Here is a 12,763-nt window from a genome sequence, read left to right on the forward strand (position 1 = left end):
CAACCATAGAATCTCCCACAGTGGATCTCCGTTGGCTCACAATTTTGTGAACGACATCTAACCCTGTGGGAGCGGGCTTGCCCGCGATGAGGCCCTCAGGGCCTCAATGCAGCTTCAAACGCGGCTCAGTCCCCCGCCCGATCCGACTCCCCAGCATCAACATCGCCGTCCGGAAAGTCCCATACAGCGCCATCTGGTGCATCCGGTACAGCGACACATAAAACATCCGCGCCAACCAGCCTTCCAGCATCACGCTACCGGTCAGGTTGCCCATCAGATTCCCCACCGCCGAAAAACTCGACAGGGAAATCAACGAGCCATAATCGCGATAACGGTACTCAGGCAGCGGCTTGCCCTCGATCCGCAGTTTCAGCGACTTGGCCAACAGGGACGCTTGCTGGTGCGCTGCTTGCGCACGAGGTGGCACATTTCGGTCGCTGCCCGGTTGCGGGCAGGCGGCGCAGTCGCCGAAGGCAAAGATATTTTCATCGCGGGTGGTCTGCAGCGTCGGCAACACCTGCAGCTGATTGATACGGTTGCTCTCCAGCCCATCGATCTCGGCCAGAAAGCCCGGCGCGCGAATACCGGCGGCCCAGACCTTCAAACTGGCCGGGATCACCTGACCACTGGCGGTCATCAGCGCATCAGCGGTCACTTCGCTGACCGCAGCGTTGGTCAACACGGTCACGCCGAGCTTTTCCAGGGTCTTGTGCACAGGCCCGCCAATGCGTTCGGGCAGGGCAGGGAGCACGCGTGGACCGGCTTCGATCAGGGTGATGCGCATGTTCTCCGGCTTGATCCGGCCCAAACCATAGGCGGCCAGTTCGTGGGCGGCGTGGTGCAGTTCGGCGGCCAGCTCGACCCCGGTAGCACCGGCGCCGACGATGGCCACGCTGATCTGCTCGCTGCCTTCGGTGTGGGCGGCGTGGGCGCGCAGGTAATGGTTGAGCAATTGTTGGTGGAAACGTTCGGCCTGCTTGCGGGTGTCGAGGAACAGGCAGTGTTCCGCAGCGCCACGGGTGCCGAAATCGTTGGTGGTACTGCCAACGGCAATCACCAGGCTGTCATAGCCCAGGGCGCGCGCAGGCACCAGCTCCTGGCCATTTTCATCCAGGGTCGCGGCGAGGAAGATCTGTTTGGAAGCGCGGTCGAGCCCACTCATGCGGCCGAGCTGAAACTCGAAATGATTCCATTTGGCCTGGGCCACATAGTTCAGTTCGTCTTCGGAGGAGTTCAGCGAGCCGGCAGCCACTTCGTGCAGCAGCGGTTTCCAGATATGGGTCAGGTTAGCGTCGACCAGTACCACACTGGCCGTGCCGCGCTTGCCCAGGGTCTTGCCCAGGCGGGTCGCCAATTCGAGGCCGCCAGCGCCCCCGCCAACGATGACAATACGGTGAGTCATGGAGATATCTCATAAGGTTTACGGAATCCGGGAATTGAGTGGCCGGCCGCGTGAACAGGCCGGATCGGGCGAGCGCAAGGCAGCTCATAGCACCAGGTGACTCAAGAGGCGGCTCAACAGGCCCAGACCGATCGTAACGGCTACCACCAGAACAAGGAGCAGCAAAGGCCGGAACGGCTTGCGCTCAACTTGATGCTGGGGGGCTCGCAGGTACTCATCGACGCGACGCTGGTCGTCGGGATTCAGGCGGCTGGTCATGGTGGCCTCGTTGATAGACGCTTCAGACTGTGGGAAAGCTACAGCGTTCACTGTAGTCGCACAACTGGGACCGCTCAGAGGCTGATGCCGACATCGAAAACAATGCTGCGTCCCAAATTGTTACGCAAAAAATCCGGGGCATCGGGGTGGGCGAACAACACCCGGGCAAAGGTCGGTCCGACCAGCGACAGAGAGCGCCAACCCTGGCGCAGGTATTCGGTCGGGGGCGGAAAGTGGCTGTTGAGATCCAGCACCTCACGCTTGAGGCTGGCGAAGGCAATGATGTCCAGTTCGGTCAGATCAAGCCCACGTTCCTTGTAGTTATGCGACTTTTTGCGCAGGGTCGGGGCCAATCGCTGCAGAAGTTCTTGCGCATTGATACGTCGAGGCTTGGCTTCGCGCCGCACCAACTGGCTGAGGGAGAAGGCGCTGCGGCGGCGCTGCAGTTCCTCGCGCCATTCATCATTCAGGCGTCGGCCTTCGTCGAGGACGAAAAACACCTCGAAGCAGGCATCGCGAAACAGGACGTCCGGCGGCTCCTGGCCGGCCGCGGTGAAGTCCTCGGCGCGATAGGGAATGTTCAAGCCTTGCAGCAGGCGCTCGCAGACCCAACGCTCGCGTTCCCATTTTCGAGCATTGGAGAGGAACGCATTGGCTTGTTCGGCCTGAATCGTGAGCAGGCGCAAAAAATCTGAGTCGTCCATGGGAACAAGCTTAGCGTTCAATTGTGAAGCTAAAGAATAAAGTCTGTCCCCAGGGCCGGTATCTGGTGTACGACGCAGCCCTCAGCCAAGGGTAGCGACGCTGCGCAGGATCAGGCGAACAAGCATGGTCTGGCGGGTGACGCCGGTTTTCGAGAAGGTGGAGCGCAGGTGCGCGCGCGCCGTGTTGCGACTGATGCCGAGCTCTTCCGAGGCTTCGTCGAGGGTCAAGCCATTGGCCAACAGCAGGGTCATTTGGGTTTCCGCCGGGGTCAGGTCGAAAAGTGCCCGGACGATCTCCTGTGGTGCACTGGATTCCTGCTCAGGATCGCTGATGAAGATGGCGACTGCCGGGCTTTGCTTGCCCTCGCTCCATTCGCTTGGCGGCACCGAGCGCACCACGATGCCCAGGTCGGCGAGCCCAGACGGGCGCTGCACGCGCATGGCCTCGACCACCGAAGGGTTGCTGCTTTTCTGCGACAGCAGGGCCTGCTTCACCAGGTTGCGAAACTGTTGGCTGTCCCGGGCTGTGCCGACCTGCAAGCCGTCGTTGACCAGCTTGATGCCGTCCTTTTGCTCCAGCAGGCGCTCGGCCAGGCGGTTCTTCTGCAGCACCTTGCCATCCTGATCGAGGATGATGGTACCCACCGCCAGTTGATCCACCGCGCCGGCGTACAGGTTGCGCTCGCTTTCCACGCGGTTGAGGTGGGTGTGCAGCACCACCGCGCGTTCCAGATGGGGCAGGAACAGGGTCAGCAGGTCCTTGTCGTCCTGGTTGAAGGGCGGATCGCTGCGTCCACGGCTGATGCGGATGCGGCACTGGGCACCGTCCTGGGTGTTGATGTCAGCGCCGAGCACATGGAACACATCGGCCGGCTCCAGGAAGTTCTTGTAGAACTCCGAGTTCAGCCAGTCGGGCATCGAGACGAACTCGATCAGGCTGACGACCTGGCGCTCAGGCAATCCGACAAAGGGGTCCAGGGAATAGAAATGCTGGTTATAAGAGGCCGTCACTTCCTCGGAGGAGCCCGAGGTCGTGATGCTCAGGCCATCCACCTGCTGGCTTGGCGGGCGCAGAATGAACGTGGCGTATTTGGACGCCAAGGCAATCTTGAGCTGGTCGAGGAAGGTCGTCCAGGGAACGTTCTCCAGCGGGCCCTGGTAGAGGGTGTCGAGCATTTCGCTGAACTGGTCGAATGTAAGGGAGTGCGCCATATGCAGGACATCTTCCGTCTTATTGTTATAAGGAGCTCGCCACAGGTTATGGGAAAAAGACCGTAAAGTTAACCATTCTGGCGACGGTTGGCAGTCGCCGTCCGAAGAGGCCGGTGAGAGGGCGACTCGACACCTGCCCTGTGGGAGCTGGCTTGCCAGCGATGACATCACCGTGGTGGTTCAGACAGACCGTGGCGTCTGAATCGCGGGCAAGTCGGATCGCCGCACCGCCGCTCCCACAGAATGGCCTAGGATACTTGCCGTCCGGGTCGCCTGATCATTGACGCGAGCCCCAATGAAGCTCATCCGCCAGGTCGCTTGGGCCGTATCCCCGAATCGTACACACGCGGGCGGTCCGTTTCCATCGCTGCCAGCGGCTCGCACTCCAGCAGGCCGGTCAGGCAGCGCCTGGCCAACGCTTGATATTCGGCAGTGCCGCGCTGTTTCCAGGCGATCTCCTGTTCGCCAAGCGCTCGCTTCACCTTGGCCGGTGACCCCATCACCAGGCTCTGCGGCGGGCACTCGAAGCCGGCCTTGACGAAGGCCGTAGCGGCGACAATACAGCGCTCCCCGATGCGCGCATTGTCCATTACCACCGCGTTCATCCCCACCAGTGCATCAGCGCCGATACGGCAGCCGTGCAGCACTGCGCCGTGCCCGATATGGCCGTGGCGTTCGACCACAGTGTCGCTGCCCGGGAAGCCGTGCATGACGCAAGTGTCCTGCAGGTTGACTCCCTCTTCCAGGATGATCCGCCCGAAGTCTCCGCGCAGCGCCGCGAGCGGGCCGACGTAGCAGCCGGGACCAACGATGACGTCACCAATCAGCACCGCGGTGGGGTGCACATAGGCGGTCGGATCGACCACCGGGGTCAGGCCATCAAGACTGTAGCAAGGCATCTTAGGGTCTCCGATCCTGAAGGGGGACGCGTTTTTTACGTGGGCTCACTCGGTGATCCGTATCGACACCCTCTGTCGCCACCGAACCGAAAATTGCAGCCCCGGTCAGCGAACCGGAGCAGCATCCGCCTGGGCTCAGAACTGCGTCGGCCGGATCTGGGCGTCGATGCCACCATCGACAAAGAGTTGGGCTCCATGGATGAAGCTGGCTTGCGGGCTGAGCAGGAACGCCACCACTGCCGCTATTTCACTCGGCTCGGCGTTGCGCCCCAGCGGCGAGACGTAGTCGCGGATCGCCTGGCCGAAGCGCGCATCCTGCATACCGGCCTGCAGCAGCGGCGTTTGGGTGGCCCCCGGGGCGATGCTATTGAGGCGCACGCCCATTTGGCCCCACTCCCGCGCACGGCGGCGCACTGCCACGGTGAGGGCATTCTTCGAGGCCGAATAGGCAAGGTAGCCAGCCTGGTCGCCAGCGGCCATCACGCCCTCGCCGACCTTCACCTCATCGCCGGCCTCGAAGGCCGCTGCCAGCGGATTGGTCTCCCAGTCGATACCCACCGAGGCGGTGGAGGAGATCACCACGACCGCCGGCGACTGGCCGCCGCGCAGCAGCGGCAGCAGGCCGTCGAGCAGTTCCACGGCACCGAAATAGTTGACCGAGCTGATCAGGCTCTCCGGTTTCACCTGCGGTCCCAGACCGGCGCACAGCACCATGCTGTCGAGGCGCCCCCCCAGGCGCTCATGCAACGCCTCCAACACTTGCTGGCGCCCCTCGGGGCTGGAAAGATCGCCATTGATGTCGGCATTGCGCAGATCCACACCCACCACCTCATGGCCGGCGCACTGGAGCAACTGACGGGTGGCGGCGCCGATTCCCGACGCGGAACCGGTTATCAAAGTGGTAGGCATTGTTTTACTCCAGGCTTGGGGAAAGTGCGCGCCCGTCCAGTGCCGGATGCGCCGGGAATCAGGACGCGGCACCCTGGCTGTTGAGCTGCGGATCACCGGGTTGTCCCAGCACGCAGGAGGTGCCGCCCGGGGTATACATCATCGCCACGCAGCGATTGCAGGCGGTGCAGATCGAGTCGCGGCTGATGCCCGACTGCAGCTTGTTGACATAGTCGTGTTCGGCAATCAGCACGCGCCCCATGGTCACGGCTTCAAAGCCCTCGGCCATCACCCGCTCGATCCCGGCCAGGCTCTTGGCCCCGCCCAGGTAGGCCAGCGGCATCTTCACTGCCTCTCGGACCTTGCGGGCATGCTCGAGCAGGTACAGCTCGCGGAAGTCTACCTTGGGTTCGATGAGGCTCTGGATGAACATGCCGGCGGCGACGATCGGGTTGCGGACGGTGACGCGGTTTTCCTTGGGAAAGGTGGAGCCGAATATAGTGCTCGTCGACTCGACGTTCATCCCCGCGCTCAACACCAGCAGGTGCGCGCCCTCACGTTCCAGGATACGGGCGATGGCGGCGCCGTCCTCGGCGGTATTGCCGGACCGCACGCCTTCGGTGATGCTGAACTTGCACACCACCGCCAGGTCCTTGCCCACCGCATCGAGTACCTTGCGCAACACCAGGCTGGGGAAGCGCAGGCGATTGTCCAGACTGCCGCCATACTGGTCGCGGCGCTTGTTGTACAACGGCGAGATGAACTGGCTGAGCAGATAGCCGTGGCCCATGTGCAGTTCAACCGCATCGAAGCCGGCCTCGCGAGCCAGTCGTGCACCGCGCACGAACTCATCGGCGACCCGCAGCATGTCGACCTCGGTCATCGCCTGTTTGCGGAACATGCCGCTGAGGATGCCGACCTTGTTGAAGCCGCCGCTGGCGGACAGCGGGCGCGCGGTCTGCTGTGGCGGCAGGAAGGTGAAGCAGCCGCCGTGGGTGATCTGTGCCGACGCTGCGGCGCCATGGCGATGCACGGCATCGGTGAGCACGCGCAGGTGCGCAAGGTTATCCCGGTCGAGGACGATCTGGTTCGGCAGCGTGCGGCCATCCGGGCTGACGGCACAGTAGGCCAGCGTGGTCATGCCCACGCCACCCGCAGCGATGTCGCCATGGAACTTGGCCAGCTGTTTGCTCGGAATGCCGCTTGGGGACATGCCCTCGTTGGTGGCGGACTTGATGAAACGGTTACGCAGTGTCAGCGGGCCGATGGTCAGCGGGCTGAAGGGGGACGGCGCAATGGCCTGAACGTTGTTGTTCTGCATGGCTAACCCTTTGTTGTTCTAATTGTCAGTGCAGCGGTTACTGCCCAGGTCGAAAACCAACAACGCCAGCAGCCTGGCGTGCCCAGGAAATGGCAGGATTGTTCTCCGTCCTTCCCGGTAGCCACATCGTCCAACAGGACTAGGGGCGGGGACGGTGGCGGTGGCGCTTTGGTGCAGTGCGCAATCCACTAGCTGCCGGTGAAAGGTCGGTCTACCCCTGACTACCCGAGGGTCGCTACGCTGCGCAGGATCAACCGCACCAGCACGGTCTGGCGCGTCACCCCGGTCTTGGAGAAGATCGATCGCAAGTGTGCTCGGGCGGTGTTTCGGCTGATATCCAATTCTTCCGAGGCTTCATCCAGGGTAAGTCCATTGGCCAATAGCATCGCCAGGTTGGTTTCAGCTGGTGTGAGGTCAAACAGTGCACCGACGATCTCTTTAGGAGCACTGGATGGCTGACCTTTCGCTCCTGGCGTGGGGTGCTGTGCGTGATCGTGCCACTGGTGCTGGTGACCATTCTTTGTAACGCACTAATGGCCCTGCTCGGCATCGGCCTGAAGGTCGCCACCCTGCCGGTGATCGCACTGGGCGTGGGCGTCGGCGTGGATTACGGGGTGTACCTCTACGAGCACATGCAGCACGAGATACGCCACGGCCTGGCCCTGCGCGAGGCGTTCTACCAGGCCATGCGCCAGCGAGGCACTGCCGCGGTATTCACCGCCCTGACCATGTCCATCGGCGTCGGCACCTGGGCTTTTTCCGCACTCAAGTTCCAGGCGGACATGGGCGTGCTGCTGGCGTTCATGTTTCTGGTCAACGTGCTCGGGGCGATCTTCCTGTTGCCTGCACTGGCTGTCTGGCTGGGCGTGGGTGCAGCGCCTCGACGGCTCGGCACCGATTGTTCGGCGATTCCCCTGGAGCTTCGCGCCGGTTGACCCGTAGCGACGATAAACGACGGCCAGGCTCTCGCCCGACTGCGGGTGAAGAGTCTCGGCCGATAACAATTCCGGATCAGAGTTTTGATATGTCGCGATTACAAAAGATGGGCGAGGAGCTGGAAATCGACGCTGCATCGGCGAACTTTTCCGCTCGGACAATCTGTGCATCGGCCAGCCAGCACCAGCGCCAGGGCTGGGCCATTGCCCTGAGTGGCATTGGCGTTGGCGCCTCGACCTATGTGCCGGCCATCACCATCGCCACGCGCTGGATCGCGCTTGAGCGGCAGGGGCTGGCCTTCGGCATCCTGCTTGCCGGAGCTTCCACGGGCGCCATCATCTTCCCCATGCTCCTGACCGACATCATCGCGGCCGTCGGTTGGCGAAGCGCCATGCAGGCTATCGCCGGCATGATTTTCCTGGTCTGCGTGCCATTGCTGTTGTGGGCCGCGCGCATGCCCGCAGTCCCATCGATCGCGAACCACCTCCCGGCGGACCTGCCCGATGGCCACGGCATTGCCCAGGCATTGCGCATGCCGCGTTACTGGTTGTGGATTGCCATGCAGATGCTCCTGACGCTGAGCAGCGTCGGTATCTTCATCGCCCTGGTGCCCTGTCTGGTGTCGGCCGGTTACTCGGCACAGCACGCTGCGGCCTTTCTCGCCGGCACCGCCACTGCGGCGCTGGTCGGCAATTTTCTCTTCGGTATGTTGAGTGACCACTGGGGCGCCAAGTCGATCTTGCTGATCGGTACGATCATCGGTGTCGCGGGTATTCTTTGCCTCCTGGCGGCGGCTGATCCAGCGTTGGGGTTGGCAGCAATCACGCTCTTTGCCCTGAGCTGGGGCAGTACCTTCAACCTGGTCAACCAATTCTCGCCCTTGCTGCTGGTGGAGGCGATGGGGCAGCGCAATTTCGGCAGCCTGCTCGGCATCGGCAATCTGATCGCGGGCCTGGGCTCCGCGTTCAGTCCGGCAGCCGTCGGCTATCTTGTCGACGCCACCCACACCTATACCCTGGCCCTGTGGCTATGCGCCGCCCTGGCAGTCGCCGCGTTGATACCCATTGCCTTGCAGTACCGCCGCGGCTCTTGAACGCCAGTGGGGATCAACCCGCCAGTTTTATTGCAAGCTCAGCGACGTGTTTGCCCTGGAAGCGCGCGATATCCAGTTCATTCTGTGAAGGTTGCCGTTTGCCGTCGGCACCTGCCAGGGTCGTTGCGCCATAGGGCGTACCGCCGGTGATTTCAGTCATGTTGGTCAACCCTGCGCAGGTGTACGGCACACCCACGATGACCATTCCTTGATGCAGCAGTGTGCTGTGGAATGACGTAATGGTGGTTTCCTGGCCACCGTGCTGGGTTCCGGTCGAAGAAAAAACGCTGCCGATTTTCCCGACGAGCGCGCCTTTCATCCACAGTCCGCCCGTCTGGTCGAGAAAGGTGCGCATCTGTCCGGCCATGTTGCCAAAGCGCGTCGGCGTGCCAAAGATGATGGCATCGTAATCGGCCAGTTCGGCAGGCGTTGCCACGGGTGCCTTTTGGTCGACCTTGACGCCGATGGCCGCCAATTGATCGGCCGGGATGGTTTCGGCGACACGCTTGAGCGTCACATCGGTGCCTGGGACGGACTTTGCGCCTTCGACGACGGCATTGGCCATTGTTTCGATATGGCCGTACATCGAGTAATAGAGAACCAGTACTTTTGCCATGATTGATGTCCTGGGTTGGGAGGCGACTTTGCGCAACTAACACTAGCAGCCACTCAAGTCCACCGTCAGGGCAGTGGTCGGACGCGTGCAACAAAGCAGGATGGCGCCGCCTGCCGGGGTATCCAGCGGCTCTTCGAAATATTCGACCGAACCTTCGCGCAGGCTCACCTGACAGGTGTTGCACAGGCCGGCGCGGCAATTGAAGGACGGGCTCAGGCCGGCCTGTTCGGCGAGATCGAGCAGCGAATGGCAATTCCGATCCCAGGCCACACGGGTGCCTGAGGGCAGAAAGTGCACGGTCAGGGCACTGTCTGTCGGGCTGGTTACAGTCGTTGGCGCAACGGCTGGCGGCTCGGGCATGACGTCGTCTTCTTCGAGGATGGTCGCGGGGCCGAAGAACTCGTAATGAATGCGTTCGCGGGCGATCCCGAGGCTGCGTAGCAGACGCCAGTTCGCTTGCATGAAGGGGCGCGGGCCGCACAGGTAGATGTCATAGTCGTCCAGCGGCAGCAGCCCTTGCAGGGTCTCCCGGCTGATCAGGCCCTGACTGTGGAAGGCCGCGTTGGCATGATCGTCGGCGTCCGGGTTGCGGTAGCAGAAGTGCACAGCAATCCCGGGACGCAGGCTGGCCAGGGTTAGGATCTCGTCGCGTAGTGCGTGCACGGCACCGTTTTCACAGGCATGGATGAAATACACTGGCCGCGCCGAGCTGCGGCTCAGTCGATGCAGCATGCTCACCATTGGCGTCAGCCCCACGCCGCCGCTGAACAGCACCACGGGCCTGGGGCTCTGTTCATCCAGAATGAAAGTGCCGGCTGGCCCGGCGATTTCGAGCAGGTCGCCGACCTGCACACTGTCGTGCAGGTAATTGGACCCTTGCCCGGGCGGCAGCTCCGGTCGGTCGAAAGGTGCTGGTTCGCGCTTGACCGAAATACGCAGCCGCGAAGAGTCGCCGGCGTCTCCCGAAAAGCTGTAGTTGCGCAGCGCGGTAACGCCGCCGCCCAGTGCGAGGCGCACGACAAGAAATTGTCCCGGCCGAAACGGCAGGCGCGAGACGCCGTCGGCAGCCGTCAGGACGAATGAGGTGATGACAGCACTTTCCTGTTTTTTCTCGATCACCCGGAAGTTGTTGAAGCCTTGAGCTTCCATCTCATGCCTCCGCCTTTTGCTTGAGTGGAATCAGTTGGCTGCGCTGTTCCTCGGCAATCAATTTCTCCAGGTTGCGGCGAAAGCGCAGTGGCCCGGAGTCGGACGCCAGGTCGATATTGGGCGTGCGCTTGTTGGCCATGCCCTGGTGCACGGCACTGAGCACGACCCGGTCTTCGGCGAAGGCGTGGCGTACATCTTCGTCGAACTGACGGGAAACCTCCTGGTTATCAGGGTCGAAATTGCGTACCTGGAACCAGAAGTAGCGGGTGTTGGCTTCATCGATCGGGGTCATGAAGTTGTAGGAGTTCATCAGGAACACCTGTTCGTGCAGTTCGCCTTCGTCGCTGCCGGTTCCGGCCGGAGTGAACAGCGCCTTGATGATGGCTTGCGAGGGGTAGTGCACTTCGTAGTGCTGCTTGCGGTCGCAGTTACCGGTGAACTTGACGAACTTGGCGTAGAAGGGCGCGACTTCGACATCGCGCATCCAGCGGGAAACGATCACGCCGGCATCAGTGACCGTGGTTTGCAGTGGCTCCTGGGCGCATGCTGCGTTACCGAAGGACGATTGATGCACCCATGCCACATGGGAGGGATCGAGCAGGTTGTCGGTCATGTACAGGTAGTTGCAGGGCACCACCATGCTGTCGCCACGGTTGAGTCCCCACGCCGGGTCGTCCCATTCCGGCACTTCGCAGATCCTGCTTGCGTCAGCCAGCTCGGCATCGCCCATCCAGATCCAGATCAAGCCGTAGCGCACGGCCAGGGGGTAACTGCGAACCCTGGCGCCCTGCGGAATGACCCGGCTACCCGGTGCGCGGACACAACTACCGGAACAGTCGAACGTCAGGCCATGGTAACCGCACTCGATGTCATCGCCCTGGCGACGCCCCAGCGACAACGGCAACTTGCGGTGCGGGCAGGCATCCTCGAGCGCGACTGGCGTACCGTCACTCTTGCGGTACAGCAACACGGGTTCGCTGAGCAGGGTGACGGGGTACAGGTCATCGCCCAGCTCGGCTTCAGTGGCGGCTACGTACCATGCGTTTCGCAGGAACATGAGGTCTCTCCTTGTTATTGTTTTTGGGGGCGTTTACCGATGTGCTGCAGGCTCAAACCGTGACAGTGCCGTCAGGGCCCGCTCCCAGATCTGGCGGGTGCGCAGCCACACCATCTCGCGCCAGTCAGGGTCGGCCGGATAAAACTGCTCGAGCAGATCCAGCTTGATCTGCCTGGCAACCTCATGGGTCAGGTCCCCATGCAAATGCAGCCACTGGTCGTTGCGCAAAATGGTGTGGATCTGTTCGCCCGGATAAGTGCCGCATTCGATCACGAAGGGCATCAGGTGTACGTGGGGCAAGGCCTCGATAATGGCCTGCGAGGTATAGCCGGTTGCGGTCGCGGCCACCCCGGTGTCACTTCGGCTGTCGGCGCCGGTGATCAGGGTGTACAGCCACGGGCCATACACGGTCTGGGCATCGTGCAGCGCCGGGTAGGCGGACTGGGCAATGGTCATCAGCATCGGGTGACCGTAGGCGCCCGCGCCGGTGTGCAGGTCGAAACACATGACCTCCCGGGCATGGGCCAGATGTTCTCGCAGGATTGTGCGCAGGGTGTTGTTCGACCAGGTCGGGCCCCGGCCGCTGTAGAAAAGACCGTCGGGATGGCTGTACTGGCCGGCCTCGACAATCGACATCACCGCAGCCCAACCCTCTGCGCGCACACGCTCGTCGAGCCGGGCATCGGCTCGGTTCCGCTGAGGTCCCTGCAGCTCGGTGCAGGTATAGATCTCATGCAGCGCTTCGTACCCCGGGTTGTCCGGCAGTGCTTGCGTGAAGTCCAGATAATTGCGGTTGAGGTCGATATTGTCTTCGTTGACGCGGCGCATCCAGGCCGTGCCCCACGGATTGATCAGGTGGATCATCAGCACCGCGACATCGTCGGGCAGGGCCCTGTCGCTGAGTGCTTGCAGCCATCGTGTCTGGCAGTCCGAACCATAGAAGCCTTCGACGCCATGGGTGCCGCTGAGGGCTACCAGCACTCGCTTGGCCTGAGGATCACCGAGCCACGCCACATCGGTACTCAGGGCCTCGCCAAACGGCCCGCGCAATGGGTGAGGGTACTCGGTCAATCTGGCACCTGCTTGCCTGGCAGCCGCCAGAAACTGCTCGCGCTGGCCGCGGAAACTCGGGTGCTCTGGAAAACCTGTGTTCATGGTTACCTCATGTCGATGAACCGGCACCGGGCGTGCAGACATCACCTGGTGCCGGGAGCTGATCAGCCGGTGC

At 62.4% G+C, this 12,763-nt stretch carries 12 protein-coding genes and 2 pseudogenes; 2 read left to right on the forward strand and 12 right to left on the reverse strand.

Features of this window, described 5'->3' with window-relative positions; genetic code table 11:
* Positions 1 to 103 precede the first annotated feature (103 nt).
* From F2S13_RS10815 to F2S13_RS10850, 8 genes and pseudogenes are all read right to left on the reverse strand, one after another.
* Positions 104 to 1,402, reverse strand: a complete 1,299-nt coding sequence (locus F2S13_RS10815; RefSeq protein WP_166360528.1) for an NAD(P)/FAD-dependent oxidoreductase — start codon at positions 1,400 to 1,402, stop codon at positions 104 to 106.
* Between the two features lie 84 nt (positions 1,403 to 1,486).
* The gene (locus tag F2S13_RS10820; protein WP_166360530.1) at positions 1,487 to 1,660 is read right to left on the reverse strand and encodes a DUF3094 family protein; all 174 of its coding nucleotides are present in this window, start codon (positions 1,658 to 1,660) and stop codon (positions 1,487 to 1,489) included.
* Positions 1,661 to 1,734: 74 nt separating this feature from the next.
* The gene (locus tag F2S13_RS10825; protein ID WP_166360532.1) at positions 1,735 to 2,364 is read right to left on the reverse strand and encodes a DUF1780 domain-containing protein; all 630 of its coding nucleotides are present in this window, start codon (positions 2,362 to 2,364) and stop codon (positions 1,735 to 1,737) included.
* 81 nt (positions 2,365 to 2,445) lie between these two features.
* Positions 2,446 to 3,576 (reverse strand): helix-turn-helix transcriptional regulator, encoded by a 1,131-nt coding sequence (locus F2S13_RS10830; protein ID WP_166360534.1) that lies wholly within the window; start codon positions 3,574 to 3,576, stop codon positions 2,446 to 2,448.
* A gap of 302 nt (positions 3,577 to 3,878) precedes the next feature.
* Entirely contained in the window at positions 3,879 to 4,475 is a 597-nt protein-coding gene (gene paaY, locus F2S13_RS10835; RefSeq protein ID WP_166360536.1) for a phenylacetic acid degradation protein PaaY, read from the reverse strand.
* A 135-nt stretch (positions 4,476 to 4,610) separates the two neighbouring features.
* Complete coding sequence (locus tag F2S13_RS10840) at positions 4,611 to 5,384, reverse strand: SDR family oxidoreductase (protein WP_166360538.1); 774 nt, start codon at positions 5,382 to 5,384, stop codon at positions 4,611 to 4,613.
* Between the two features lie 58 nt (positions 5,385 to 5,442).
* On the reverse strand, positions 5,443 to 6,684 hold the full coding sequence (locus F2S13_RS10845; protein ID WP_166360540.1) for an NADH:flavin oxidoreductase: 1,242 nt from the start codon (positions 6,682 to 6,684) through the stop codon (positions 5,443 to 5,445).
* Positions 6,685 to 6,905: 221 nt separating this feature from the next.
* Positions 6,906 to 7,142 (reverse strand): annotated as a pseudogene (locus F2S13_RS10850) (helix-turn-helix transcriptional regulator); the annotation flags it as partial.
* On the opposite strand from F2S13_RS10850, the pseudogene F2S13_RS10855 reads away from it, so the two are divergent.
* A pseudogene (locus F2S13_RS10855) lies at positions 7,137 to 7,619 on the forward strand (MMPL family transporter); the annotation flags it as partial. The pseudogenes F2S13_RS10850 and F2S13_RS10855 overlap by 6 nt on opposite strands.
* Before the next feature lie 89 nt (positions 7,620 to 7,708).
* Positions 7,709 to 8,713, forward strand: a complete 1,005-nt coding sequence (locus tag F2S13_RS10860; RefSeq protein ID WP_166360542.1) for an MFS transporter — start codon at positions 7,709 to 7,711, stop codon at positions 8,711 to 8,713.
* A gap of 13 nt (positions 8,714 to 8,726) precedes the next feature.
* Here F2S13_RS10860 and wrbA read toward each other — a convergent pair whose 3' ends face one another.
* Genes wrbA through F2S13_RS10880 form a run of 4 tightly spaced genes read right to left on the reverse strand, consistent with a single transcriptional unit; the run spans position 8,727 to position 12,690 of the window.
* Positions 8,727 to 9,329, reverse strand: coding sequence for an NAD(P)H:quinone oxidoreductase (gene wrbA / locus F2S13_RS10865; RefSeq protein ID WP_166360544.1), 603 nt, complete (start codon positions 9,327 to 9,329; stop codon positions 8,727 to 8,729).
* Between the two features lie 42 nt (positions 9,330 to 9,371).
* Positions 9,372 to 10,478 carry an FAD-binding oxidoreductase gene (locus F2S13_RS10870; RefSeq protein ID WP_166360546.1) on the reverse strand — a complete coding sequence of 369 codons (1,107 nt, stop codon included), beginning with the start codon at positions 10,476 to 10,478 and terminating at the stop codon, positions 9,372 to 9,374.
* 1 nt (position 10,479) lies between these two features.
* Entirely contained in the window at positions 10,480 to 11,535 is a 1,056-nt protein-coding gene (locus tag F2S13_RS10875; protein ID WP_166360548.1) for an aromatic ring-hydroxylating dioxygenase subunit alpha, read from the reverse strand.
* Positions 11,536 to 11,568: 33 nt separating this feature from the next.
* Positions 11,569 to 12,690 (reverse strand): DUF2817 domain-containing protein, encoded by a 1,122-nt coding sequence (locus F2S13_RS10880; RefSeq protein ID WP_166360550.1) that lies wholly within the window; start codon positions 12,688 to 12,690, stop codon positions 11,569 to 11,571.
* Between the last annotated feature and the right edge of the window lie 73 nt (positions 12,691 to 12,763).

It is taken from the genome of Pseudomonas akapageensis, from assembly GCF_011355085.1.
GTDB lineage: Bacteria > Pseudomonadota > Gammaproteobacteria > Pseudomonadales > Pseudomonadaceae > Aquipseudomonas > Aquipseudomonas akapageensis.